This is a genomic window from Deinococcus hopiensis KR-140 (assembly GCF_900176165.1).
Classification (GTDB): Bacteria; Deinococcota; Deinococci; order Deinococcales; family Deinococcaceae; genus Deinococcus; species Deinococcus hopiensis.
Genome location: NZ_FWWU01000003.1, coordinates 233,728 through 258,859 on the forward strand (window position 1 = coordinate 233,728; position 25,132 = coordinate 258,859).

Annotated in this window: 18 protein-coding genes; 3 read left to right on the forward strand and 15 right to left on the reverse strand. The window is 68.9% G+C overall.

Annotated elements, in window-relative coordinates; all coding sequences use genetic code 11:
* Positions 1 to 29 precede the first annotated feature (29 nt).
* Positions 30 to 404: a winged helix-turn-helix transcriptional regulator gene (locus tag B9A95_RS02930; RefSeq protein WP_084045530.1), complete on the reverse strand. Its 375-nt coding sequence runs from the start codon at positions 402 to 404 to the stop codon at positions 30 to 32.
* A 172-nt stretch (positions 405 to 576) separates the two neighbouring features.
* On the opposite strand from B9A95_RS02930, the gene B9A95_RS02935 reads away from it, so the two are divergent.
* Entirely contained in the window at positions 577 to 1,503 is a 927-nt protein-coding gene (locus B9A95_RS02935; protein WP_084045449.1) for an NADP-dependent oxidoreductase, read from the forward strand.
* Between the two features lie 26 nt (positions 1,504 to 1,529).
* On the opposite strand, the gene B9A95_RS02940 is transcribed toward B9A95_RS02935, so the two are convergent.
* Positions 1,530 to 1,934, reverse strand: coding sequence for a hypothetical protein (locus B9A95_RS02940; RefSeq protein WP_084045450.1), 405 nt, complete (start codon positions 1,932 to 1,934; stop codon positions 1,530 to 1,532).
* A gap of 215 nt (positions 1,935 to 2,149) precedes the next feature.
* Between B9A95_RS02940 and B9A95_RS02945 the strand changes: the two genes are divergently transcribed.
* The gene (locus B9A95_RS02945; RefSeq protein WP_084045451.1) at positions 2,150 to 2,350 is read left to right on the forward strand and encodes a hypothetical protein; all 201 of its coding nucleotides are present in this window, start codon (positions 2,150 to 2,152) and stop codon (positions 2,348 to 2,350) included.
* A 631-nt stretch (positions 2,351 to 2,981) separates the two neighbouring features.
* On the opposite strand, the gene B9A95_RS02950 is transcribed toward B9A95_RS02945, so the two are convergent.
* From B9A95_RS02950 to B9A95_RS02975, 6 genes are all read right to left on the reverse strand, one after another.
* Entirely contained in the window at positions 2,982 to 3,695 is a 714-nt protein-coding gene (locus tag B9A95_RS02950; protein ID WP_084045452.1) for an RNase H family protein, read from the reverse strand.
* 317 nt (positions 3,696 to 4,012) lie between these two features.
* Positions 4,013 to 4,798 (reverse strand): formate dehydrogenase accessory sulfurtransferase FdhD, encoded by a 786-nt coding sequence (fdhD, locus tag B9A95_RS02955; RefSeq protein ID WP_084045453.1) that lies wholly within the window; start codon positions 4,796 to 4,798, stop codon positions 4,013 to 4,015.
* A gap of 31 nt (positions 4,799 to 4,829) precedes the next feature.
* Positions 4,830 to 5,345 carry a helical membrane plugin domain-containing protein gene (locus B9A95_RS02960; RefSeq protein ID WP_084045454.1) on the reverse strand — a complete coding sequence of 172 codons (516 nt, stop codon included), beginning with the start codon at positions 5,343 to 5,345 and terminating at the stop codon, positions 4,830 to 4,832.
* A 170-nt stretch (positions 5,346 to 5,515) separates the two neighbouring features.
* Complete coding sequence (gene fdhF / locus B9A95_RS02965) at positions 5,516 to 8,479, reverse strand: formate dehydrogenase subunit alpha (RefSeq protein WP_084045455.1); 2,964 nt, start codon at positions 8,477 to 8,479, stop codon at positions 5,516 to 5,518.
* A 210-nt stretch (positions 8,480 to 8,689) separates the two neighbouring features.
* Positions 8,690 to 9,367 carry a hypothetical protein gene (locus B9A95_RS02970; RefSeq protein WP_084045456.1) on the reverse strand — a complete coding sequence of 226 codons (678 nt, stop codon included), beginning with the start codon at positions 9,365 to 9,367 and terminating at the stop codon, positions 8,690 to 8,692.
* A gap of 208 nt (positions 9,368 to 9,575) precedes the next feature.
* On the reverse strand, positions 9,576 to 9,917 hold the full coding sequence (locus tag B9A95_RS02975) for a DUF2243 domain-containing protein (RefSeq protein WP_342744553.1): 342 nt from the start codon (positions 9,915 to 9,917) through the stop codon (positions 9,576 to 9,578).
* A gap of 181 nt (positions 9,918 to 10,098) precedes the next feature.
* Between B9A95_RS02975 and B9A95_RS02980 the strand changes: the two genes are divergently transcribed.
* Complete coding sequence (locus B9A95_RS02980; protein ID WP_084045457.1) at positions 10,099 to 11,361, forward strand: MFS transporter; 1,263 nt, start codon at positions 10,099 to 10,101, stop codon at positions 11,359 to 11,361.
* Between the two features lie 11 nt (positions 11,362 to 11,372).
* Here the strand turns inward: B9A95_RS02980 and B9A95_RS02985 are convergent, their stop codons facing one another.
* The 7 genes from B9A95_RS02985 to B9A95_RS03010 all read right to left on the reverse strand — a co-directional run bounded on the left by B9A95_RS02985 (position 11,373) and on the right by B9A95_RS03010 (position 25,126).
* The gene (locus B9A95_RS02985) at positions 11,373 to 14,273 is read right to left on the reverse strand and encodes a VIT domain-containing protein (protein ID WP_170928391.1); all 2,901 of its coding nucleotides are present in this window, start codon (positions 14,271 to 14,273) and stop codon (positions 11,373 to 11,375) included.
* A 120-nt stretch (positions 14,274 to 14,393) separates the two neighbouring features.
* Entirely contained in the window at positions 14,394 to 14,543 is a 150-nt protein-coding gene (locus B9A95_RS33155; RefSeq protein ID WP_170928392.1) for a hypothetical protein, read from the reverse strand.
* 236 nt (positions 14,544 to 14,779) lie between these two features.
* Complete coding sequence (locus B9A95_RS02990) at positions 14,780 to 18,472, reverse strand: protein kinase domain-containing protein (protein ID WP_084045459.1); 3,693 nt, start codon at positions 18,470 to 18,472, stop codon at positions 14,780 to 14,782.
* A gap of 114 nt (positions 18,473 to 18,586) precedes the next feature.
* The gene (locus B9A95_RS02995) at positions 18,587 to 20,356 is read right to left on the reverse strand and encodes a chitinase (RefSeq protein ID WP_084045460.1); all 1,770 of its coding nucleotides are present in this window, start codon (positions 20,354 to 20,356) and stop codon (positions 18,587 to 18,589) included.
* 567 nt (positions 20,357 to 20,923) lie between these two features.
* On the reverse strand, positions 20,924 to 22,459 hold the full coding sequence (locus B9A95_RS03000) for a histidine kinase N-terminal 7TM domain-containing diguanylate cyclase (RefSeq protein ID WP_084045461.1): 1,536 nt from the start codon (positions 22,457 to 22,459) through the stop codon (positions 20,924 to 20,926).
* A 25-nt stretch (positions 22,460 to 22,484) separates the two neighbouring features.
* Positions 22,485 to 22,943, reverse strand: coding sequence for a spore coat protein U domain-containing protein (locus B9A95_RS03005; protein WP_084045462.1), 459 nt, complete (start codon positions 22,941 to 22,943; stop codon positions 22,485 to 22,487).
* A complete protein-coding gene (locus B9A95_RS03010; RefSeq protein ID WP_084045463.1) occupies positions 22,931 to 25,126 on the reverse strand; it encodes a fimbria/pilus outer membrane usher protein in 2,196 nt (731 codons plus the stop codon). The genes B9A95_RS03005 and B9A95_RS03010 overlap by 13 nt, the downstream gene beginning before the upstream one ends.
* Between the last annotated feature and the right edge of the window lie 6 nt (positions 25,127 to 25,132).

Genomic DNA, 25,132 nt, shown 5'->3' on the forward strand with positions numbered 1-25,132 from the left:
CACTCCCGCCTCTCTGGAGGCGCTGCTCATCAAGCGTGCGCCGCAGCAGCAGGCCTCTCCGCGCGCATCTGCCCATACGCCTGTCCCCAGGCAAACATGGCCTGGATGATCGGCTCCAGGCTCTGGCCCAGCTTGGTCAACGAGTACTCGACCCGGGGCGGTACCTCGGGGTAGACCTCGCGGTGCACCAGGCCGTCTGCCTCCAGCTCACGGAGTTGCAGGGTCAGCATGCGCTGGGTCACACCGCCCAGCTTGCGCTGCAGCTCGGAAAAACGCAGCGGTCCACCGAGCAGGTGGTACAGGGCCACGGTCTTCCACTTGCCGCCGATCAGGTCCACCGTGGTGGTTACCGCGCAGCCGTGGACGCAGTTGTTCGGCGCGCGGCGCTTTCGGGATTGGGTCATGGCCACAGCCTAAGGGGGTCAGTATAAAAAAGGGAAGTTCATACCTCTTGTGTGCGTACTTGCGCGGGGAGAACTGCCCACCTAGACTCCCGGCAGACGGGTCGGGAGGTGAAGTCCAGATTGATTTTCGCCTTCAGGCACGTCGTTTTTCCAAACAGAAACGAGGAGACGCATGCGAGCGATGATCATTCGGCAATACGGCCCCCCCGAGGTGCTCGAACCCACCGAGCTGCCTCTGCCCCAGCCTGCACCCGGCGAGGTGCGGGTGCAGGTTCACGCCGTGAGCATCAACCCGGTCGATTACAAACGCCGCCAGAACTGGGCGGGCCAGGCCCTGCCCGTCATTCTGGGCTGGGACGTTTCCGGCGTGGTGGACGCCCTGGGCGAGGGCGTAAAGGACTTTGCGGTGGGCGACGCGGTGTACGGCATGCTCCGCTTTCCACACGAGGGCCGCGCCTACGCCGAATACGTGACGGCCCCGGTCACCGACATCGCGCTCAAGCCCGCCTCCCTCAGCCACGAGGAGGCTGCAGCGATGACGCTGGCTCCGCTCACGGCGTGGCAGGCTTTTGAGCGCATGGACCTGCGGGCGGGCCAGACGGTCCTGATCCACGCCGGGGCCGGGGGCGTGGGGCACTTTGCGGTGCAGCTTGCCCGGGCGCGAGGAGCGCGGGTGATCGCCACGGGCTCGGCCGCCAACCGCGACTTCATCCTGGGGCTGGGAGCGGATGAGGTGGTGGATTACCGCGCCCGCCCCTTCGAGGAGCAGGTCAGGAACGTCGACGCGGTGCTGGACACGGTGGGCGGCGACACCTTCACGCGCTCTTTCGGGGTGGTCCGGCCCGGTGGGTGGGTGGTCAGCATCGTGACCCGCCCGACCGACGAGCACGCGGCACTCGCCCATGACCTCGGCGTCCGGGCGGAGTGGATTCTGGTGACGCCCTCGCGCGCACAACTGGAAGGGCTGTCCGCCCTGGCCGAGTCCGGACAGCTCAAACCGCACGTCAGCCAGACCTTTCCCCTGGCTGAGGTCACCGAGGCCCACAGGGCCCAGGCCACGGGGCGCAGCGTGGGGAAACTGGTCCTGACGGTGCGGTGACCACCCAGCGTTGACCCCGGGCTCCCCTACTGCGTGCGGTTATCAGCGGCGGGCAGCTTGAGGAATCCGGCCGAATCCCTGCCGCCACGCTGCGCACGGAACCCAGGCCAGAGGGGCATGACGGCGAGGCACTCGCCGCGCCCGGTGAACAGCCGAACGGGAGAGGACTCCGCGTGGGGAACCGCACCGCTGGGCCCCTGGGTCACCCACCGTCCGACCGCCGCGGCGGCGCGCAGGGCGCAGGTCCGGGAGTCGGTGGGGGCAGAGGTGGGGAGCGGGAGCGGCGCGACCGTCACGATCTGGATCTGGGCGGCCGGAACGTCTCCGGGGCGCAGGCCGGTGGGCATCAGGGGCGTGACCTGCGCACAGGCCACGCCTCCCCACAGGACGGCCACAATCTGGGCCGTTCGCAGCAGGCGTGAGGGGTTCATGCCCCAGTGTGGCGCGGCGGACCCTCTCGCCGGTACGGGCGGGCCTTGAGCTGCCCCACAAACTCCCTTGAGGTTGGGAACAGGAGAATCACAGGATCAGCGGCGGCGCGCTGACCCCCCCGTTGCCGTTTTTCCACATTTGCGGCCCCACCAACGTGAACGGAGCGTTACCCTGCACCCCGCGTCCCTCCCAGGAGTTCGCACGAGGAGCCTCCTTGGAAACGGTCACCATCGCGGGCGATTACCTGTACAAGCGGGATCTTCAGGCCAGGACCTATGACCTCGACGCCTTCCTGAAGGCCCGCATCTCCAATACCGGAGCGTTGGCGGCGGAGGGCGCGCAGATCATGTTCTGGTGCGCCGACGGGTACGCGCCCATCGCCAAGCTCAGCGACGTGCTGGGACAGGGGGCCTGATCGGCCGTGGCCCGACGCGCCCTACAAGGACGCGGTTCTGAAGGCCGGCGCCACCGGCAATTACGTGGTGTGGAGAAATGCCCACTCCCCGGCCAAGCCCCAACCATGGGGCGTCGAGACGGTATACATCCTGCCGGGGGACGCGGCGATCAAGAAGTGACGGCACGCCGAGCGCGGCTTCGGCGGCGCCCTGCCGAATGGTCTGCACGCCGCTGATCACCGAGGACAGCGCGCCGGAGAGCGGCGCAGGGGACGGGGCAAGTGGGCGGGACGTCCCAAAAGACGTTTTTCTCATTGGCCCCCCGTTGCTTCCAGAACGCTCACCGGACCGCCGGCAAGAAGGCCGGGGAGACTCGCAAAGCGGCGGGCCCCTCCGCCCCGGCAGGACGAGGACCGTTCCGGATTCGTGCCGTTCGGGCGGCCCTTCCCACCAGACTTCCGGCCGTCCTCGTCCTGCCGGAATCCCGGGGAATGCGCTCCGCCCCCGCTGCGGGTTGTGTTCCAGATACGGACTCCCGCCGCCGTTTACGAAATGATTCAATGCGGGCAGACCTGCAACGCTGCGAGGCAGAACAGTGGGTGCCGTCTTTGGCGTTGTCCCAGTTTGCCTGCTCTGCCGCCGGAACCCACCTTAGTTCACCTTCAGGGTGAGGCGGCGCCCGTTCACCCGCCGCGTGATCTCGTGCAGGGCCGCGCGGACGGCAGGGGCGCGGGGACGCACCTCACCGCGCAGGTACGCCCGGGTCAGTGGGCTTTCGAGCGTCAGGCGCAGCACCTCGCCTGCTGTCGCCCGCCGAACGAGGTGCAGGGCGGCCATCAGCGGCGCGTCCAGGCCCTCGTCGCCCGCGATTTCCTCCGTGGTGTGCCAGCCGCCGCTCTGCACCTGCACGGTGACGGTGGGACGCAGGGGGTGGGGACGGACGATGGCCTCCCGGACCGGAGCTCCGGGCAGCGGCGCACGCTCGCCCTTGCGCCCCGCGTTGGCGAGGGTGTGGGCCACCTTCAGGCCGCGCACCTCGCGCGAGCGGTGCTCCACCGTCAGGCGAATCTCACGCAGGTCTGCCGTCACGCGCACCGCCTGGGCCAGGCGCTCGATCTCCGCGTTGCGGCAGCGGCCCGTGCGGACCGCCTGCACGGTGCCGGTACTGTCGGTCACCACGGTCAGGGTGCAGCCCAGGGGCGCGCGGCGCACGGCTTCGAGCACGCCCCGGACCTCCGACACGCCGTTGTCATTCGTGCTGAGGGCCCCGCTGTAGTGCTTTGGGCCCGCGGGGCCGGTGATCAGCACACCCCAGCCGCCGCGTGAGCGGGCGGTGGAACCGTCGGTGAACGCGTGAATGCTCATGGTGCCTCCTCATGGCACGTGGAAAGGGGAGGGCAATGAAAAAGGCGGGGCCTGTCTCCCCGCCTGCGTCTTTTCTGTGGGTGGTGTCGCTCAGGCAGGCGGGGGCCAGAACCGGATACCCAGGGGCAGGCAGCCACCTTCGCTCGGCAGCACGGCGTTGTCCCCGGCAACGCCGTGGCAGAAGGCCAAATGGAACGAACGCTGAGTCATAGAACACCTCCCCGAGGGCACCAGGCCACCGGAGTTAGCGTGACAGGCGCAGGCAGAGAGGCGCATCGTCCGTTTGGGACAGGGGCGGAATGCGCCATATGGCGGGGCTAGAACTTACCCAGCCGTTCAGGCCCGCTGTAGACGTTGAAGCGCGCCCCCCGCGCAAAGCCGATCAGGGTGACGCCGAAACCCTGGGCCACCTCCACCGCGAGGCTGGTGGGGGCCGACATGGCGCAGACGACAGGCACGCCCGCCAGCACCGCCTTTTGCACCACCTCAAAGCCCGCGCGGCTGCTGACGGCAAGCAGATGATCGGAGAGGGGCAGGCAGCCCGCCCGCAGCGCCCAGCCGATCACCTTGTCCACGGCATTGTGGCGGCCCACGTCCTCGCGCACGGCGAGGCATTCGCCCTCAGGGGTAAAGAGGCCCGCCGCGTGCATTCCGCCCGTCGCCGTGAAGAGGGGTTGCCGGGCGCGCAACCCGCTGGGCAGACGGGCCACGAGGGCGGGCGAGAGTGGGGGACCGGACCACAGCGGAGGCCGGGCGCGCAGGGCCAGCCGCTCGATGCTGCCCGCCCCGCAGACCCCGCACGCGCTGCTCGTGAAGGTGCGGCGGGCAAGGATATCCAGGGCCGCGAAGCCGGAACGAAGTTCCACCCGCACCACGTTCGGCGCGCTCACGTCGCCCCGCCGCCAGACCGAGAGGCTCAACACGTCGTCCGCGCACGCAATGGCCCCCTCGGCGTACAGCAGGCCCAGCACCAGGTCCTCGTCCGCGCCGGGGGTCCGAAGGGTAACGCTCAGGGGCCGCTCCTCCTCGCCTTGCACGAGGCGGAGTTCGAGGGGTTCTTCCACCGCCACGTCGTCAAGATCGGCGGTGGGCGTCTCCCCCACCCAGCGCTGGACCGGACGGAGCGCGGAGCCGTCAGCGATGGGTCACCCCGTCCGGCCGCTCCATTTCCGGCTGCCCCGCCTCCTGCCGCTCGCGCAGGCCGCGCCCGAAGCCGCGCAGCACGCCCACGAGTGCGCCCAGCGCCAGGCCCACATCCGGGTCACGGGCCAGGGACAGCAGTTCCCCCAGGCCGGCCCGCTCGCCCCCCCGAACGCGGCGGGCTCCCTCACGCACGCCGTCGGCCAGCGCGCCCGTTACCGCTTCCAGCGCTTCGGGTTCGACGCTCCCCAGCAGTTTGACGCCCTCCAATCCGTTGCGAAGGGCACGGACACTGCCGGGTTCGTTCAGCACCTCCAGCGCTTGTGAGGCCAGACCCTCGCCGCCCTGCACCAGCCGAACGAGGGTATGCAGCACCCGGTGCTCGTGCAGCGCGCGCAGCAGTTCCAGCGCCTCGACGAGGGCATCGGCACTCTGGACGGTGCCCTGCGCGACACGTTCTTCCGCGGTGGGAAGGAGGGTATGGGCGTCAAAGTTCAGCGGCTTTGCCACCGGTCATTCACCTGCCTGGTCTGGCGTTTTGCAAGTCGTTTTTTCTGCATCGTCACGGCGCCCCTCTCTCCGAGCTGTGCCAGCCACCCCTTGCCGTGCAAGGCCCTCTCTGCTGGGCAGCTCTGCGAGTCCCGACGGTCAAAAGAGCTCCCATTTCTCGTCCACAGCCATCAATCGTCCCCGCCCACCGGGTCCCGCCCACCGGGGAAGCGGTAATCCGAGCGCCGCCACTTGCGCTCCACCTCCACGCCGCGCTGTGGGGTGGGGTGGCCGTAGCGGTGATTGACGCGCGGAAGGGGGTTCTCGCCCATGTCCGGCAACACTTCCATCCGCACCGCCGTGTCTTTGTAGGCGGGCGTGTGGGTGCTGAGGTCCGTGTGGCTCCCCGTGAGGCGGTTCACGGCCTGCTCGGCGTGAGGCGTGTTCATGGGCATATAGAGTTGCCGTCCCTGCACGCGGTCCGTGACGAGGACAGGCACCCGCACCGCGCCATGTCGGGAAACCAGGCGGACAAAGCGCCCACCGGTCAAGCCACGCTCCGCCGCGAGTTCGGGCGAGACCTCCACAAAACTGCCGGGCACCTTCGCAGTAATGCCCTCCGAGCGGAAGGTCATGTTGCCCTCGTGGAAATGCTCCAGCATCCTCCCGTTGTTGAAGTGCAGGTCATACTCGGCGTTCGGCGCTTCCAGCGGGGCGATGAACTGCGCCGGGTAAAGCCGCGCCTTGCCGTCGGGGAAGGGAAAACCGTCCCTGAACAGCAGGGGTGTATCCGCGCCACCGGGCGCCACGGGCCATTGCAGCGAGGCGAAGCCCTCCAGCCGTTCGTAGGTGACGCCCGCATAGAGGGGCACCAGCGAGGCGATCTCGTCCATGATCTGCGACGGATGGGTGTAGCGCCAATCCGCCCCGAGGGCGTTCGCCACCCCCTGGATAATCTGCCAGTCGGGGCGGCTTTCACCCAGCGGCTCCAGGGCGCGGTACAGGCGCTGGATGCGGCGCTCGGTATTCGTGAAGGTGCCGTCCTTTTCCAGACTGGGACTGGCGGGCAGCACCACATCCGCGAACTGGGCCGTCCGGGTAAAAAACACGTCCTGCACCACGAAGAACTCCAGCTGCTCGAAGGCCCCGTCCACATGGTTGGCGTTGGAATCCACGATGCCCATGTCCTCGCCCTTGAGGTACATGGCCTTTAGCGTCCCCGCGTAGATGGCGTCCACCATCTCGTGGTTGTCCAGCCCCCTGTTGGCCGGGAGTTCCGCGCCCCAACGGGACGCGAACTTCGCGCGCACCGCCGGATCGTCCACCGGCTGGTACCCACCGACGAAGCCGGGCATCGCGCCCATGTCAGAAGCCCCCTGCACGTTGTTGTGCCCGCGCAGCGGGTAGGAGCCCGCGCCGGGCCGCATGTAGTTTCCGGTGATCAGGAGCAGGTTGGAAATGGCGGTGGAGGTTTCCGAGCCGCCGCACTGCTGGGTCACGCCCATCGCCCACATAATGCAGGTGCCGTCCGCCTGCACAATCTCACGTGCCACCTGCCGCAGCGTGTCCGCCGGAATGCCCGTGACCGCCTCGGCGTAGTTGAGGCTGTACGGGGCGAGGCTGGCGCGGTACTCGTCCAGGCCGTTCACCCACTGCCCCAGAAAGGCGCGGTCCTCCAGTTCCTCGTCGAGGATGAAACGGGCCACCGCCGACAGCCACACGAAATCGGTGCCGGGGTTGGGGCGCAGGAACAGGTCCGCCCGCCGCGCCATCTCGTGTTCGCGCAGGTCCGCGACGATCAGGCGCTGCCCGCGCAGCTTGTGCGCCCGCTTGACGCGGGTGGCGAGCACCGGATGGGACTCGGCGGTGTTCGTGCCGATGCCGATGACGAGTCCAGCCTGCTCGAGGTCACGGATAGAGCCGCTGTCGCCGCCGTAGCCCACCGTGCGCCACAGGCCCATCGTGGCGGGCGACTGGCAGTAGCGCGAGCAGTTGTCCACGTTGTTGGTGCCCACCACCGCGCGGGCGAGCTTTTGCATCAACCACGCCTCCTCGTTGGTGCATTTGGAGGAGGCGATGAAGGACAGCGCGTCCGGGCCGTGTTTGCGGCGAATCTTGCCCAGGCGGCGGGCGATCAGCGACAGGGCTTCTTCCCAGCTCGCCGGACGGAAACGCTCCCCCTCACGGATGAGGGGCGTGGTCAGCCGCTCGCCGCTGTTCACGTAGTCCCAGCCGAACTTGCCCTTGACGCAGGTGGAGACGCCGTTTGCCGGACCGTGCGCCGGTTCCACCTTCAGGAGGTGGCGCTCCTTGGTCCACACCTCGAAGGAGCAGCCCACGCCGCAGTAGGTGCAGACCGTCTTGGTCCGCCGGATGCTCTCCTCGCGAATGGCCGCCTCCGCGTCCGAGAGGCGCAGGATGGGGCCGTAGCCCACGCTGGGCTCGGCGGCCTTGACGAGGCTTACCGCCGACTGGAACACAGGGAGGGGCAAGTCGGTCATCAGCCCGGCCTCGCCCAGCATGGACTTTTCCATCAGGGCGTTGCAGGGGCAGACGGTGACGCAGTGGCCGCAGCTCACGCAGCTTGACTCACCTGCCGGCGCGCCGCCGTCCCACAGCACGCGGGGATGGGGGTCTTCCCAATTGATGCTCAGCGTCTCGTTGACCTGCAGGTTCTGGCACGCCTCCACGCAGCGCCCGCACAGGATGCACTGGTCCGGATCGTAGCGGTAGAAGGGGTGGCTCTCGTCTTTGGGATAGGGCTTGGGGTGGTAGGGCGTGTCCTGATGCTCCACCCGCAGCAGGGCCGTGGCGTTGTGCAGGGTGCAGTTGCCGTTGTTGTTGTCGCAGACGGTGCAGTAGAGCAGGTGGTTGCCAAGGAGGCGGTCGAACGCTTCTTTCCGGGCCGTGCGGGCGGCGCCGGTCTCGGTACGGACGGTCTGGCCCACCGTCACCGGGGTGGCGCAGGCGCGTACGAGTTCGCCGTTCACCTCGACGAGGCAGGTGTCGCAGGTCTGGAGGGGACCGAGCTGGGGGTGATAGCAGACCTGGGGCAGCTCCAGGCCGTGGCGGTTTAAGACCCCGATGAGGGGCTCGCCGGGTGACGCGGCTTGCGCCGTGCCGTTGACGAGGACGTGGATGGGGGGGGTGGGCAAGGGCAGGGTCCTCCAGGGAAAATCGCAAGCGCGGCGTAAGCGGGAACAGAGCCTATTGTGCCTGCCAGGCCTCCATCTCTCCACCCTCCGGAGCAGTCCCCAGGAACGTGTTCCCAGGAAGGCCAAAGGGGAAACCCGCCGGCCCGGCCCACAACGGCGAGGCCGCCCCACCTTCGCCGAGAAGGAGGAGCGGCACACCCTACGGAAAAATCAGGACTTCGGCTGGGTCTGGGGAGCTTGGGTCTGGGGCCAGCTGGCGTCCACCTGCAACTGGGGATCAACGCGGGCGACGACCTGCGCAGCGGAGCCGGTGGTGTGCAGCTGGGTCACACCTGACGTGGCAGCGGGTCCCCGCGCTTCTCCGTGCTCCGCGCCGCCCCGCAACTTCGCGGTAATGCCCGGGCGGATCTGCTCGGCGGCGTCGAGGACCTTCTCGCGAAGCTGGGGGGTGCGCCAGACGTAGTACCCGGCTCCGGCCAGCAGCAGCAGGGGCCAGGGAAAACCTCCTCCCCGGCGACGAAGGTGGCGGTTCATGTACCGCAGGTGCTTGTTGAGCTGGTCGAGCGCCTCCCGCTGCTGCTCGAACTGCTCGCTCAGCCGACGTTCCAGCACCTCGTGGTCGTGGTCCACGTGGCGGTCGAGATGCCGGGCGATTTCCGATTGCACGTAGGCCTGTACCTCGGGGCGGCGGGGCACGTGGCGCAGCTCCGCGCGGGCCTCGCGAACCTTTTGGGCGCGGGCTTTCACCTGGTCTGCAGCCTGTTCTGCCACCTTTTCCAGCTTGTGCAGCGCCGCTTGCTCATCGCGGGCTGCGTGGTCGCGGTGCAGCAGGGCGGCCAGGCGCGACCTGGCGGCAGCCTCGTTCGTGTGGGGGTGATGTTCAGTCATGGAATTCTCCTTGTGGTTAGAGATGGCGGGTGGAGCGGCTTCAGACGGCTTCCACGTTATTCCCCACTGAATGGAAAGCATGACCGGGCTCTAAATGGAGGTTGAGAGTCCGGCCTTTGGCCGTCAGGCCTGTTCTGCCCGGGGCCGCTCCCGCATCAGGCCCCAGCCCACCGCGAGCATCACCGCTCCCCAGCCCGGAAAACCGGTGTCATAGGCGAGCTGATGTGGACCGGGGCGCATATTCCGAGCAGCTGGTGGTTGACCAACCCCTCCACGCCGCCCTGCAAGCCCCAGCCAACAGCAGGGTGCCGGTGAAAGCCGGGGTCCTCAGGGCCGCGTGTCGCCGACGGGTACCGCTCCACAAACACGCCAGCCCCACCGCCGTGAAGGCGCAGGTGGCGGCGTGAAAGAGGCCGTCCGCAAGCGTATTGACCTTGAGGTTGTGCACCGTATTCGGCAGGTACCTGCTGCTTACGAGGTGATGCCACTGCAGGATCTGGCGCAGCACCACGCCGTCGAAAAACCTGCCGAGGCCCAGCCTTAGCAGCACGCCGCCCCATTTCCAGCGGTGGAAGGAAAGGAGGCAGGGCGGTCATCCCGGGGAGTTTAACCGTGACCCTGGGGGCCTTGGCTTAGCGGTCGTGGGCCAATCCTTCATTGGGGCTGGCCCGGGTGGCCTACACTCCGCGAATGCCCGTTCCGCCTTTACTGCAAGTTCTGGACGCCACCCGATGACCCAACTGTTACCTCCCGCCGACACCTCCAACCGCGCCGTGCTGCGCCTGCCCGAATTCCGCGCCATGCTGCTTGCCACCGTGTGCAGCACGCTCGCCGGCCGGGCCGTGGCGCTCACCGTCGCGTACCAGCTCTACCAGCTCACGAAAAACCCCCTCACGCTGGGCATCCTCGGGTTGGTGGAAGCCATTCCGGCCCTGAGCCTGGCGCTGCTGGGGGGCGTGGTGGCCGACCGCAACGACCGCCGCCGTATCCTGCTGCTCACGACGGGGCTGGAAGTGCTGTGCGCCGCGCTGTTTTTCCTGTATGTGCCGCGCGCGGCCTCCCTCGGGCCCGTGCCTATCCTGGCGCTGATCTTCCTGCTGGGCACCGCGCGGGGCTTTTCGGAGCCTGCCCTGCCCGCCTTCGAGGCGCAGGTGGTGCCGCGTGAGCTGCTGCTGCGCGCCTCGGCGTGGCAGTCGAGCGCGTGGCAGGCGGCGGCCATCATCGGCCCGGCGCTGGGCGGGGTGCTGTACGCGGGCGTAGGGGCTGAAGGCTCGTACCTGTTTGCCACCGTGCTGTACGCGCTGGCGCTGGGATGCCTGGCCTACGTAAAGGCCAAGCCGCGCCCGGCTTTTACGCCGGGCGAGCCCGTGTGGGACAGCGTCAAGGCGGGACTGGCCTTTGTGATGCAGAGGCAGGTCCTTGTTGGCAGCATGGCGCTGGACCTGTTCAGCGTGCTGTTCGGGGGTGCGGTGGCGCTGCTGCCGGTGTTTTCCTCGGACATCCTGAAGGTGGGCCCGCAGGGACTGGGCGTGCTCGCGGCGGCCCCCAGCATCGGGGCGCTCGCGGTGATGCTGTACGCCACCCGCCGCCCCCCCGGCGCAAATGCCGGACGCACCCTGCTGCTGGCGGTGGGGGGCTTCGGCGTGTGCATGGTGATTTTCGGGCTGTCGCGCAACTTTGCCCTCAGCGTGGCGGCGCTGGTCTTCGCCGGCCTGTTCGACGGCATTTCCATGGTGATTCGCAAGGCCACACTGCGCCTCAAGGCCCCGGACCACATGCGTGGGCGGGTCAGCGCGGTGAGCTCCATGTTTATCGGGGCCAGCAACGAACTCGGGGCCTTCGAGAGCGGCCTCGCTGCGAGCTGGCTGGGGACGGCGCGCAGCGTATGGGCGGGCGGCATCGTCACGCTGCTCGTGGTGGCCGCCACCGCCTTTCTCGCCCCCGAGCTGCGGGCGATGGACTTGGGTGACGTGGTGGAAGACCAGCCAGGGTAACGCTGGCCCCCTCACTCCACCGTGAATTCACCCACCAGCAGGCGGTCTTGCTCGTCCTTCAGGCGCAGGGTGATGAGTTGCTCGCGCTCGCGCGGGGTGCCGAAGGCGGTGATGACCCTCGCCTGCAGCGTTACCGGCCCCGTCACCGCCTGCTGGTGGTTGCCGTAGTAGTCCACCTCCATACGGTAGCGGCCTGGCTTGGCCTCCTTCAGCGAGAACACCTCGGGGCCGTAGCCGCCGGTAAAGTCGCGCGAGAGGCGGCCCCCCTGGGTGCTCAGCGGCGCGCCGTAATACGCCCGGTCTCCATTGGGATCGGTCACCCATAGGTCCAGGTCCGTGTTGTCGGCGTCCCAGGTCACCACCACGCGCACGTCGAGGGGATGGGCCCTGCGCAGGCGCGGGTCCAGGAAATCGGCGTGGACGGGCCGCCGCCCGCGGCTGAGAATGCCGTTGATCTCGGTCAGGGCCAGCAGCTCTACCTGCGGAAAGCGCGCGTCCCAGGTGCGGCGCACCACGGTATAGAGCGTTTCCACCGCCTGCTGTTCGTCGCCCGCCGCCGCGTAGGCCAGGCCGAGGTCACGGTAACTCTGCGGCTCGTTCGGCGCGAGGCGTTCCACCTGCCGCAGGACAGGCAGGGCGAGGTCCGGGCGGCCCGCTTGCAGAGAGCGGTAGGCCAGAATTCGCAGCACCGCGCGGTTTTCGAGTTGCAGCTCCGCGAGGTTGCTCAGCACCCGCAGGCCCAGGGCCTTTTGCCCGCGTTCCAGCAGCACGTCCGCCACGTCCAGGTAAAAGGCGGGGCTACGGAGGTACGGGGGCCGCTCGTCAAGGTAGATGCGGTAGAGGTCCGCGTCCGGCGCGGCGCGCAGCCGGGCGGCATAGGGCGCGTCAGGCATCCAGCGCTGAAGCTGCACGGTGACGGCGGCCGTTCCGCCCGTGCTGGGGGCTGGTTTAGAGGTAGCCTGGGAAGAGGCCGCGCCGGACGCGGCTCCAGTGGCTTGGGGGGACACGGGGCTGGGCGCAAGCGCCGCCGGAGAAGGAGCGGAGGTGACCCAGGACTCGGGGGTGGTCACACGGCCCTCCACCGGGCCCGGCTGCGTGCGAGACGGCGCGTCTGGCAACCCTTGGGGCTCCGGCTTCGTTTTCGGAAAGTCGCGCTTCCACCAGGCGTCGTACTCCTCAAACATCCGCAACACGCCGGCCTGGTGCGCCGCTTCCTTCTCGGCCGTGTCGGCCTCCCGGGCCCGCGCCAATGCGCGGTATTCCTTGAGCAGCTCGGCGGGTGGCGTCACTCCGTAGCCCAGGTAATCCTCGGCGCGGTCCAGCACGAGCAGGGACGTGCCGGGCGTGACCAGCCGGAACTTCTCGCCCAGCCGCCGAGTCTCCGCGCGGTTGAGGTCCGGCTCGGCCTGCAGGTCCTCCACCATTCGGGCGGCCCACAGGGAAGGAACGAACGCGCGCCCGGGTGCGTCTCCAAGGGGGAACCGGACCTGCGTTCCGTTCGGCAGCTGGGCGCGCAGGATGGCCGCGTTCCCCGTCAAGCGGCCCGCAATGGTCCAGTGCGTGGCGTGCTCCCGCACGGTGAGGTGATCCGCGGCGTCCGCCTCCACCTCCAGGGGCGTGCCCGGGGCCCCAGTCAGGGCCTGTGCCGCCTGTGCGGGGGACAGCCGCGCCAGATTGAGGCTGACGCCACCCGAACGGGTGGCGAGGGCGTTGAGGCGGGCTGCGTCGTTGCTGACCGCACTGTTCACGATGTGCAGCGGTACGGGCGAGGGACCCAGCCGGACGCTGCCCAAGTTGTCGAGGCCGTCACTGAACAGCAGGCGCTCGGTGACGCCCGAGCAGGTGGTGGGCGTGCAGGCGAGGGCGTCGAAGTTGGTGCCGCCGTCGTACACGGTTCGTTCCAGCTCGCGCCGCAGTGCCCGCCAGTCGCCGCTCTGTACGGTGAAAGTCAACGCAGGCTCGGGAACGTCCCGAAAGCGCATGAGCCGTACCCGAACATCTGGAAAAGCCGCGAAATAAGCGTCAAGCAGCGCCAGTTCCCGCGTGTGGTTGTGCCCCGCAGAGCCTGAAGCGTCCCACAGCAACTCCACAGCCTGCACCTGGCGGCGGGCCGTAGGCGCGGCGGGCTTGGGCAGGGTGGTGAGGAAATAGCGCTCGTTGCCGAACGTGCCCGTCACCGTCTGCGCCACGCGCGGCCCGGACACGCGGACTTCAAGGGTGCCGCTGCCCCCGTAGGCGGCGCGGTCTACCCGCGCTTCCCTCAACCCCTGTGGATCAAGTTTGAGAGGCACGTCTCCCAGGGCCGGAAAGCCTTTCAGGGCCGCCTCACCGTTTACGCTGACGTTCAGCCGCAGGTGGGGGCGGTCCGCGAAGGCAAGGGGCAGGCGGTAGAGGCCGCCTTGCAGGGGTTCGCTGACCTCCAGCCGCACCCGCCGCACGCCCCGGGCGGGCAGGGGATACACCCGGACGCGGTAATTGTTGCCCCGGGTGACTTCCAGCACCGCCGGGTCCACCCCCACCCGGGCCACGTCCTCGAAGACCTGCTGGGCGCGGGCCTTTTCCACCGGCACAGCCTCACGCCAGTGGCCACCGAAGTTCAGGGCGAAGCCCGTCACCACCTGCCCCTCCAACAGCGGGAACTCCAGGCTGCCCTCCAGCACGCGGGCGTTGGGATTGAAGAACTCAAACTCCAGCGTGGTGCGCGCAAAGCCGGGGGTCAGCTCGGCAGAGACCTCCACCGCCCGCAGCCGCACGTGCTGCTCGGCCGCCGGCGTGACCAGACGGGGCGGCAGCGCTGGCTGGACCTGCACGGACGCGGGTGCGTCACGCTGCGCCAGGACCGGCTGTCCCTGCGTGTGGGTGGACGGCGAGGCCGTCAGCAGCGGCAGCAACCAGAGCAGGTTTACGCGCATGTGAAACGATTGTAGGCGCTGGGTTCCGGGAAGACCGGCGCAAGTGGGGGCACGCGGCGGCGCTCCGCCCATTTCACCAGCGCCAGCCAGGTTCTCAGGCCCCCACCACGCCGTCGGCGATCAGGCCCACGCTGCTCTGGAAACCCTGACACCCGCCGTGCCGCTACCGAACGCGCACTCCACGGTCACGCTGTAGCCCCAGCTGCGCAATTGACTCTGCACGGCGCCGGGAATCAGGCCCAGGATCATCAGCATTCCGTATCGGCACATCCTGCCCTCTCCCGCCTGCCCTCCAGCAGTTTCCGGTTGATAAAGATTCCGGTTGATCAGTGATGCAACAACTGATCAACCCGGGCGGAGCGAGCAGGAAAAACAGTGACGGAGCGAAGCGGAGGGGCCATGACAAATCATCCGGAAACCGTTTAAGCGGTGTCGGTTCCCGCGGGTGGGCCTCAGGCCACACCTGAGGCTCGGGTGTGGTGGGCTTGTGCAGGGCGGATCCGCCGCTACTCGCCGCAGCCTGGCGGATCGGCGCCCATCCGCCAGCCGCACCAGCGGCCGCGTTCGCCGCGCTGCGCCGCGAAACCCGTGAAGGTCTGGGAGGTGGTGTCGAAGCGCAGCAGGAAGGCGGTGGCCACTTCTCCCTGCGTCACGCGCCCGTTGAGGGTCAGCACCGGAGCGCTTCCGCTCAGGGTTCCGCGGATGGTGCCCCCCGGAAAACCGGTCCGGTCCGAGGCCAGCACCCCCCGTACGTGACGGCCCTGCACCTCAAGTCTCAGGGTGCCGAAGGTGTGCTGCCAGGTGCCCTCAACGGGTGAGGCCGGGGTGATGTCCTCCTGTGCAGGCTGGGCCGGGGGGCGGACCGGAGCCGGGGCGGGTTCGGTGGAAGGAGCAGGGCCACGCTGCACGAGGGGTACGAGGGGCACGGTCAGCGTCGTGCGTTTGCCCCCGGCGCTCAGCACAAAGACCTGATCGCCCCGTGCCGCCAGGGTCTGCACCCTGCCTTGAGGCGGAAAGGAGCCGTCGGGATTGGGACCGCTCAGGCCGGCGAGAAACACCTTGGAGACTCCGCCCACGTCCCAGGTCAGGACCGCACGTTCTCCGGGGTTCAGGGTGGCGGGCAGGGCGCTGAACGCACGAACCTGAGCGGTGGCTGCAGGCGCACGAACCGGAGCGGTGGCTGCAGGCGGACGAACCTGAGCAGTGGGGGCAGGCGCACGAACCGGAGCGGTGGGCGCAGGCTGGGCCGTCTGAACGCGCACCCTGACTTCGGCCCGCTGTTTTCCTGCGACCAACACGTAGGTCTGATCGCCAGTGGGCCGCAACGTCACGCTGCCCTGGGCGGGGAAGAGACCGTCCTGGGGCCCGCGTAGCCCTGGGATACGGACTCGGCCAGTGCCGCTCACCTGCCAGCGCAGCGTGGTGCTCTCACCTGCTTGCAACGCCGCTGGCGCGGCGCGGAAACTCAGGATGCGCGGTTGGGGCGCAGACCGAGCCGGCGCTGGAGAAGCCGGAGCGGGGGGGGATGCCGAGACCTGTCGAGGAAGCTGGGCTTTGGGGGAAGTCTGCACTTGTGCAGAGGTCTGGGCCTGTGGAGGCGTCGGGGCGGGTTTTGCAACCGCGGAGACGCGTTCGGGGTGAGGTGCCGGGCGGGTGGTCGGCGGAGGCGCAGAAGGCGGGGCAGGTTGCGTGAGGGTGATGGCGGGAGGGACGGCCCACTTCAGCGTCCGCACCTGCTCCACGCCCTGCCCCTCGGCGTTCCGGGCCACCAGGGTCAGACGCTTCACGGTGGGCGGCACGGACAGTCCCAGCTTGCCCTGGGGAGGCAGCGTGCGGCTCCCGCCGTTCCAGCGCAGCTTGACACCCACGCTGCCCGCCGTATTCCAGCGCAGGGGCAGCGGCTGACCGGGAACCGGAGCGGAGGCCAGCACCTCAAAGGCCGTGATGCGGGGGGGCGGCGCATGTACGTGAACCTCGGCGCGCGCGAGAACTTCCTGCTCTCCACTGCTCGCCTTCAGGACGAGGGGACCGCTCTCGGTGGGCACAAACGTACGCTCGCCCGAGGCAGGCAGGTTTCCCAACGGCGCGAGGCGCACGGTGCGGGCACTCCGGACCTGCCAGCGCAAGGTGACCGGCTGCCCCCGCACCACCACCGGCGGCTCTGCCCGAAAGCGCTCGATGCGGGGCGCGGCGAGTGTGGCGCGTATGCTCCGCTGGAGCACACCCCGCCCGTCCAGGTCCTCGGCCACCGGGTCACCGGCGGTCAGTTCGAAGGCGGTGCTGCGGGTCAGTGGGAGGGTTCTCGTCCCCTCGGCGGGCACGTCACCAAAGGGCGCGAGGGTGACGTGGGCAGCGTGGGCCACCCTCCACGTCACCCGCACCCTGCTCCCCACAGGTGCGTTCCGGGGCGTGACGTCGAAGCGGACGATCTGCGGGGCCTCGCGCACGGGCCAGACAGTGATCTGGCGTGAAGCGCTCGTCAGACGGCCCTGAGCCACCAGGGTGTAGGTCTGGGGCTGGTCCACCCCCGGCACCCGCAACTGGCCTTGGGCAGGCAGGCGGCGGCCCGGCAATTCCCGGATTCGCACGGTGCGCGCGCCGGGGACCTGCCACCTCAGGGCGAAGGGAACGCCCTCTCCGGGCTGGGTGTCCGAGGCGTTGAAGGCGGCGATGCGCGGCGGCAGGGCCAGCGACCCCAGCCCCGCAAGCACGGCAGCCAGCGCAGGCAATCCCGCCCAGAGCGGCAGGGCGGGCCGCTGCAAGAAGGTGGCCCTTGCCTCCAGCGGCCGGGTTCGTCCTTCCGGCGAGCCCCACGGGCGGCCCTGCGCGAACACCAACACCCGGCGGGGCCGGGCCGGGCCCCACACCGGCGGACAGCGTACGGCAAAGGTGGTCCGGTACTCGCCCCCGGGCGGCAGGTCCAGCTCGCGCGGCGGGGGCTGCCCCACCCAACGGCTCCCGGTGGGGAGGGTGTAGTCCAGCCGGTAATGCTCAGGCACGTCACCCCGGTTGGCAAGGTGCAGCGCCACGGTCCCCCCCGAACGCCCGGGTTTGGCCATCAGTTCAAGGTACCCCTGCTCGAACGGCAGCACCTCCAGCGGCAGGGTCAGGCGGGCCAGTTCTTCGGCCCCGTGGTGGCGGGCGCTGTCGGAGGAGGCTGCCAGAAAGCGGAATTCAGCCGTATGGGTTCCCGGTTTCACGCTTGCGGTGCGGGGCACCGCCACCCGGACCGCAAGCGGTCCGTCCGCCTGGGCCTGCGCGGGAAGGCTGACCCATTCCGAGGGAACGCCGCCCACCGCCACCCGCAGCGCCCGCCCTTCCCCCACTGCGCCGGGATGAAGCTGGACACCGCGTGATTCGCCCAGCATCAGCCGCAGGGCCGCAGGCTCGGCCACCGGGCCGAGCCCCACCCGCCCGATATAGGTGCGCACCTCGGCCAGTTGCGCGGCCAGGGCGTCGGCCCCGCTGAACTCCCCACTTACGCAACTCCGGATCACGTCGCGCAACGCCGCAGGCAGGGCCGCCAGCCTTTCTGGTGATGGGGGAAGGTCGACCTTCTGCCCCAGAAGTTCTTGCAGTCCACCGCACAACATGACCCCGGCAGCGTGAAGGTCCGCTTGAGACTCTGCGGGCCGTCCCGCCCGCTGTTCGGGCGACAGGTACGGATTTGCCGCCTCGGATGGGCGCAGCGCGCTCCAGCCGAAGTCGCTCAGCCAGACGTGCATGCCGCCCTCGTGGGGGTGCAGCAGCACATTTTCCGGCTTGAGGTTGCCGTGGACCTGTCCGCCCGCATGGGCCTCAGCCAACCCGCGCGCCACCTGGGTCAGCAGGTCCAGCAGGAGATCCACGCTCAGGGCCGCGTCCGCCGTCCGCGCTGCGTCCAACCAGCTGCGCAGCGAGCCTCCCTCCGCCAGGGCCATCGTGTAGAACAGGTGCCCCCCCTCGGCCTGAGGCAGCGTGACGGGCAGACGGTGGGCGCCCTCCTGCCGCGCCGAGGGACCGAGGAGGTCCACGATCTGTCCCAGCTGGGCGATGCGCTCGGGCGCGATCAGGCGCAGGGCCACCTGCCGCCCGCTGCTGGATTCCCGCGCCTCGTGAACCTCGCCCAGCCAGCCGCCGCCCAGCGTGCGGACAAGCTCAACCTGTCCGGGCGGCGTCCACACGAGCGGCGGAGTGGAGGGAGCGTCGGGCGTCGTCATGGGGAAGGGGTGGGTCCAGGGGGAGGGGCCCGCAGCGACATTATCACCGGGCTCCTCCCCCGAACGCGGAATTTCTCACCTGCTTCCGCTTGTCCCGGGCCGCCGCACCCGCCCTCAGGGCAGATTGTTCAGGAAGGTGCGGTGCGCGCCCGAGAAATTCAGGCCGTCGGCGCGGTCCCAGTTGATGGACCAGCTCATCAGGCCGCGCAGACTGGGGGCCGTCTTGGCGGGGCGGTAGGCGCCGCAGTCCACGGCGCGGGTCAGGCAGTTCAGCGCCTTTTGCACCTCGGCAGGAGCCGTATAGCCGCTGCTCGCTGAGCGCGTGCCCGAAGGCAGGCCAATCGCCACCTGATCGGGGCGTAGACCGGGGAAGACATTTTGCGGGTTGCCCCCCAGCGCGAAGCCGGTGATGAGCATGTCGGTCATGGCGACGTGGAAGTCTGCCGTGCCGGGCGTGTAGGTTCGCCCGTCGGTCCCGACCAGTGAGCCCGTGTTGTAATGCTGCACTTGGAGCACGGTCAGTTCGTCGCGCAGCTTGTGGATCAGCGGCAGGTACGCACCCCAGATCCCGCCGTAGCTGGAGTACCCGCCCTGAACGTAGGCGGTCTCAGGGGCCATGGTCAGGACGAAACCGGACCCGAAGCGGGCCTTCAAGGACTTCACGGCAGCGATCAGGTTGACCACGGCGGGCGTGGTGGGGTTATTCAGGTCCGTGTCGCCGGAATTCAGCGCCAGCGAGCCGCCCTCAAGATCTATGTCCAGCCCATTGAGGCCGTAGCGCGAGATGATGTCGCCCATCGTCCGCACGAAGTTGTCGCGGGCCAGCGTGGTGTTGAGCTGAATGTGCGCGTTCGCCCCACCCAGGCTGATCAGCACCTTCTTGCCCTTGGCCTGCTGCCCCCGGATCCCCGCGATAAAGTCGGCCTCGCTCTCGGCGTTGGCTCCGCACGAGGCGGGCGGACAGAGCGTAAAGGCCACCTCGCCCTCCGCCCCGCCGGGTTTGTTCTCCGCGAACGACAGGTTGATGATGTCCCACCCCGGGTCCACATCCTTCATACGGACGTAGCCGCTGCCGTTGTCGAAGTTGTGCCAGTAGCCGATCAGCGCGTGCCGGGGCAGGGCGCCCGTGCCGGGGGTGGTGCCAGCGATGTTAACGGTGACGTTGGCGGAGGCGGACCTGGTATTTCCGGCGGCGTCGAAGGCTTTGGCCACGTACGTCTGCGTCCCGTTCTGCGCCGAAGTCACGCTGTCCGCCGCCGTGTAGGGCGAGGTGGTGTCGGTGCTCAGCAGGATTGCGCCCCGGTAGAACTCCACTTTCGTCACCCCCACGTTGTCGCTCGCCGCCGCGCTCAGGTTCACCGTTCCGGCCGCCGTCACGCCCGTCGGGTTGGCCGTGACGCTGACCGTGGGAGCGGTGGTGTCTGCGGGGGGGGTGGTGCCGTCGCAGGGATTGCCGTTGAGGGTGCAGGTGTTTACGCCGCTGAAGGTGCCGGTGCCGTCGTAGGAGACGGTGACCGCGCCTCCAGCGGGGATGGTGTCGCCGCCCCAGGTGTTGGGGGTGATGGCGTAGAGGCCGGTACTGTCTTTGGAGACGGCGCCGCCGGCACCCCAGGGGGTACCGGTGAGGGCGGCGTTGCCGTTGAACCTGAATTTGAGGGTCCAGCCTTTGATGGCCGTGGCGGTGGGGTTACGCAGGGTGATCACGCCGCCAAAGCCGCTGTCCCACGCGCTGCTCGTGCTGAACGTCGCTGTCGGTGTCGTGCTCGCCTGCGCTTGTAGAGCCGAACCCCCCGAGCGTGTGGAAGAGACTTGGGCGGTGTTCTCCTGCCCACAAGCGGACAACAACAGACCGAGAGCGAGGATCGAGCCGAGACGGGTACGCATGCTGGGCCTCCAAAAGACAAGGTGAGGGCGAACCCTCCTGTTCTGGAAGGTCCTGTTCGTTGGAGCGAGGAGCACCTTTATGAAAATAAAAATCACCCTTATTGTCAAGGGAGGAAAATCCTTTCCTTCTTCGGTGAAGAATTGGGTCTGTCTTCCGGTGGCCCCCGGCAATGGCTTTCCGCTGGTCTTGGGGTGAAGGCGAGGTCCCGACACCGCGTGGTCAGGATCAGCAGTGCCAGCGTGGCCCTCGTCTCAAAGCTCCTGCCGAAAACCCTGCAGCGGTCTGCCCCTCTCTCCCCTTCTTGCCTCAGGCCCTTTACCCCGCCGTCAAAGTTTCAGACGACCATAGGCTCAGCGCGGCCCGCGAGCATGCCGGGCAAAGGCTGGACATCCGACCTCACCCTTCCCGTACTCGGTGCTGCCCCCCACGACCGTTCGTGCGCGACCGTCGCTCACTGGGGGCTGAAGCAGGTGGGCAGAGCTCGGGGATCCGGCGTCAAAGAGGGCGGGCCCGTCTTTGCCCGTTGCCCCTCGCCTCTTCCCAATACTCCTTGCTGCACCGACGCCTCAGGCGGCCACCGTGCTGCGGTTGCGCCCGTCTGCCTTTGAGGTGTATAGGGCCCCGTCTGCGCGCTGCATGCAGGAATCCAGTGTGGTGTGAACAGCGTTGCTGAAGGCCGCTACGCCGATGCTGAGGGTCACTCGGATGGGCTGTCCAGCAAACTCAATCCGGAGCGCTTCCACCGCCTGACGCAGTTGCTCGGCAACGGCGGTGGCCTCGGCGACGTCCGCGCCGGGCAGCAAAGCGACGAATTCCTCGCCACCGTAGCGCGCGAACAGGTCTGTCGGGCGCAATCTCGACTGACAGGTGCGGGCCACCTCACGCAGCACGGCGTCACCCGCCGCATGACCATGGGTGTCGTTGATCCCCTTGAAGCGGTCAATGTCCAGCATCAGCACCGACAGGGTCAGACACTCGCGCCGCGATTGCGCCACCTCCCGCTCGGCCCGCTCCAGGAAGTGCCGGCGGTTGAACACGCCGGTCAACGCGTCTATCCGCGCCAGGCGCTCAAGCTGCCGCTCGGCCTCCCGGCGCTCGGTCACGTCGAACAGCACCACGGCCTGCCCACCGTCGCGTCCCAGCCCGCCTCCAATCGGCGAGCGCTGTACCGAGAAGTGCAGGGTGGTCTCCCCCCGCGTCAGGGTGAGTTCGTCTCCAAACACCTCGCCTGCTGAACCGAGGTTCAGTCCCTTCAGGACATCCGCGGGCCGTGCGCCAACCACCTCTGCAGCCGGCAGGCCGAACAACGCCTGGGCAAAGGGATTGAGGTCCACGATGCGGCCAGCGGGGTCCAGCACCACGATGCCGGCCTGGATATGGTGAATGACGAGGTGATGCGCCACCGGCACCAACCGCAATCCGTTGTAGCGAAACAGCGCCAGCGCGAACAGCACTCCCGAGAACAGGAAGAAAAAGATCACCTCATCCACCCTGGGCAGCAGGTCCAGGCCGAAGAGGTCCTCGGACATCCGCCCCGCCAGCGGCACAAAGCCGCCCAGCGTCAGCAGCAGGCCCTGACGGCGAAAGAGGGGCTGAGCGGTGCGGTAGAACTGGGCGAACAGGCCCGTGCTGATCAGCATCAGCAGGTAGATGCCCGCGGCGTAGACCCAGAAGTACGCGCCGTGTTTCGTCTGCAGTTCGGGGAGGCCGGGTTCCAGGCGCAGATCCGTCCACATCAGGCCGTGTGCACCATTCGTCCACACCACCCCCAGCGTCAGCAGGGGCCAGAAGGTCAGCGCCCCCCGGAGGAAGGGACGGCGCAGCCAATCCGCGCGTCCTGTGGCCTGCAGGCAGAACACAAACCACAGCGCGGGAGTGGGGGATGCCCCCAGGTATTTCGCCATCACCCAGAGGGACTTGCCCTCTTGCGTCGGGCTGCACAGTTCCAGGACGTAGCACAGCGTCCAGACCGATAGGCCCACCATCAGGGCGCTGAAGGTCCGTGCCGCCGCTGTCTGCCGCCCGGCCGCGACGAGCGCCAGGCCCACCGTGAGCATGAAGGAGGCGAGGAAAGGCAGGGCGGTGGGGGTGAACTCCAACATGGCGTCTCCTGTGGGCGGACCGGGCCTATGGGTCGAAATCCAGGGTGATGTTCAGCGTGCCGCGGTACAGTCCAGCTGGAACGAGCTGGCCTGCCGGAAGGGTGAGGGTGGCGGTGAGCGGAAAGCTCTGCACGTCTCCCACCAGCCCGCTGAGCACGAGGGGAAAGGTCACGCTGCCCGCTGTGCCGTCGCCCCAGCGCTGGCTGCCGACCAACAGCGAGTAGCGCAGCGCCGGGCCGCCGGGCGCGCCGCCCTCGTACAGGGCGCGAACCGAGGGGGAGCCGTCCAGCCGGGCGTGCGCCGTGACCGCCGTGCCGTCCAGCGTACAGGTCACGGTGCCGGGCGTGACCACCAGGGTGGTGGGGGCAGCATCGGTCCACAGGTACGCTGTGGTGAGCGCGACGTTCTGGGCGGTCAGCACGCAGGAAGTCGCGCCCGCCCATGAACCCAGGGCGAGCAGCGCCAGTGTTTTCAGGAACCGCATGCGGGCACCTCTCCTTTCGGTCCAGTCACCACGTGGCACCTCTGCGTTCCGTCCTCTGAACGCAGCAGGGCGGGCACACCCGCCGGCAGGGGCGGCAGCAGCGCGGCACCTTCATCGTCGGCAGTGAAGACCTGCCCAGCCACTTCCAGCGTCGCTCCAGCGGCGGAGTGTCCCTCGGCCCACCGCAGGGTGACCCACCGCGAGACCGTGAAGTTCTCCCGCCAGTCCAGTTCGTTCACGCCGGCGCGGTCGGGCAGCAGGCCCACCCGGTCTTGCCGGTAACCCACCTCGATGGGCAGCTCCGAGGGATCAAACGAGAGCTGAAGCGGCAGCCCAGCCCGGAAGCCGGTGAGCACCACATCACCCGCCGCGTCGGTGCGGCCCTGCGGCTGACCGTTGACCCGCAGCGTCAGTCCCGGCACCCCCGTCTTCAGGAACAGGACCGATCCGTCACGCGTGCTGTTCCACGTGAGCTGCCCAGCCACCCGGCTGACGCTGCCTGTCACCGAGACCGCGCCCTGCCCCGAGCTGTTCACCGAGGCCGTCGCCGAGATGCCCCTGTTCAGGGTGTAGGTGCCTGCGACGTAGGGAGCGAGGTTCTGCACGTTCAGCCGCAGCAGGTCATTGTCGATGGCCTGCGTGTACTCCGCCGCGAAGCCCGGGCCGGGGCGGCCCTCTACCGCGACCGAGCGGCCCGAGCCGAGCATGAAGCGGCCCCGCACACGGAAACGCACGCCCTCCCGGCCCATGTCGGCGGAGGCCGAGAGCAGGGCAGCGGCGGTGGGACGGTAATCCAGCCCCACACGGCCGGACAGCTCGCGGCTGAGGCTGTAGGCCACGCTGGCGTACATCTCCAGGGACGAGCGGTTGTACGCGGCCACCAGCCGGGCCTCACTGCGGCGTGGGTCCGTTCCCGCCGGAGTCACGGTCCACGTGGAACTCAGGCCGAACGTCACGGGTCCGGTCCGGGCGGCGTAGCCCGCCTGCACCCTCGTTCCTACACCCTCGGCAGAGGGTGCCCCGGAGGGGCGCACCCCGAAGTCGGTGGAGGCGTTCAGGTTGGCTCCCTGTTCCCCGTCCTGCCACACGGCCCCCAGAGAGGCGCGGGGAGTCCCGTTTGACTGCTCGAACCCCGCCTGAAGGCTCACCTGGGGGGTCAGGACGTAGCGCCCCTCCACATTGGCTTCCAGTCCGGCGCGGGTGTTCCAGGCCACCTCGCCCGTTACGCCGAAGGAACCCGGTTGCAGCGCGCTGGCCTGGCGGTAGGGAAAGGTGCTCTGGCCCTCGCGCACACCATCGGTCCAGCGGACAGCCACCGTGCCGCTGGTGTATTTGGCCCGGACATCGGTCAGAACGAGGTGCCCCGCCGGAGCCAGGAAGGCGGTGCGGGTCTCGCCGTCCACCGTGACCTGCACCTCCGCGTCGCTGGGAAAGTCGAGTTCGATGGGCCCGACATCGCGCAACACCAGCCGCGACAGCGACGAACGAACGCCGAAGCGTTCCTCGCCGCTTCCAGCGTCCGCGAACGCGCCCACCTGCCAACTTGGGCTGAGATCGTAGTCGGCGCGCGCTCCGTAGACTGTACCGGGCGTGCGTCCCTGCCCCCCCGCCAGCCGCGCGCTGCCCTCCAGGCGCAGGTTGCCCCGCCAGTACTGCACGGCCACCTGCATCGCCGCAGTGTCCACGCCACGCGAGACGTCGGCGGCGGCCGCCACGCTGTAACTCAGGCGCAGCAGAGGCAGGTCGCTCGCGTAACTGACCTGGCCCGTCCCCACCCGGTAGGTCGTGGTGCCCAGCAGGGCGGGGTTGGCCTCTACCACCAGCGAGAGGGCCTGCCCGTCGAGCCTGGTGCGGAGCGTGGGGTTGAGCCGTACGAAGGCCACGCCGTTGCAGTCCTTCTGCGCCGCCACGTACCCTGCCTCAGAAGGGGTCAGGGCCGCCGCCTCCACCCACAACGCCTCTCCCTCCGGGTACACCAGCCGGGTGCCCCGGTTGCGCCCGCCGACCTCCAGCTCCACGTACAGCTCGAGGTCCTCGGTGCAAAAGGTTGGAGCGGTGGGGGGAGTGGCGACCAGCGAGGCTGTTTGCGTGGCGGTGCCGCTCTGTGCTCCCGAACTCCCCAGCAGGCCGAGGGTGAGCGCCAGCAGGGCCGGCCGAACGAACGGCGACGCGCGGAAGGTCATGCCCGC

Bases quoted from the DNA above. Each gene is read 5' to 3' on its own strand.
- B9A95_RS02950 (WP_084045452.1), bottom strand. From the start codon at position 3,695: ATGAGCATTCACGCGTTCACCGACGGTTCCACCGCCCGCTCACGCGGC.
- B9A95_RS02970 (WP_084045456.1), bottom strand. From the start codon at position 9,367: ATGACTGAACATCACCCCCACACGAACGAGGCTGCCGCCAGGTCGCGC.
- B9A95_RS02930 (WP_084045530.1), bottom strand. From the start codon at position 404: ATGACCCAATCCCGAAAGCGCCGCGCGCCGAACAACTGCGTCCACGGC.
- B9A95_RS03000 (WP_084045461.1), bottom strand. From the start codon at position 22,459: ATGTTGGAGTTCACCCCCACCGCCCTGCCTTTCCTCGCCTCCTTCATG.
- B9A95_RS02995 (WP_084045460.1), bottom strand. From the start codon at position 20,356: ATGCGTACCCGTCTCGGCTCGATCCTCGCTCTCGGTCTGTTGTTGTCC.
- B9A95_RS02940 (WP_084045450.1), bottom strand. From the start codon at position 1,934: ATGAACCCCTCACGCCTGCTGCGAACGGCCCAGATTGTGGCCGTCCTG.
- B9A95_RS02985 (WP_170928391.1), bottom strand. From the start codon at position 14,273: ATGCGCGTAAACCTGCTCTGGTTGCTGCCGCTGCTGACGGCCTCGCCG.
- B9A95_RS02935 (WP_084045449.1), top strand. From the start codon at position 577: ATGCGAGCGATGATCATTCGGCAATACGGCCCCCCCGAGGTGCTCGAA.
- B9A95_RS33155 (WP_170928392.1), bottom strand. From the start codon at position 14,543: ATGTGCCGATACGGAATGCTGATGATCCTGGGCCTGATTCCCGGCGCC.
- B9A95_RS02980 (WP_084045457.1), top strand. From the start codon at position 10,099: ATGACCCAACTGTTACCTCCCGCCGACACCTCCAACCGCGCCGTGCTG.
- B9A95_RS02990 (WP_084045459.1), bottom strand. From the start codon at position 18,472: ATGACGACGCCCGACGCTCCCTCCACTCCGCCGCTCGTGTGGACGCCG.
- B9A95_RS03010 (WP_084045463.1), bottom strand. From the start codon at position 25,126: ATGACCTTCCGCGCGTCGCCGTTCGTTCGGCCGGCCCTGCTGGCGCTC.
- B9A95_RS03005 (WP_084045462.1), bottom strand. From the start codon at position 22,943: ATGCGGTTCCTGAAAACACTGGCGCTGCTCGCCCTGGGTTCATGGGCG.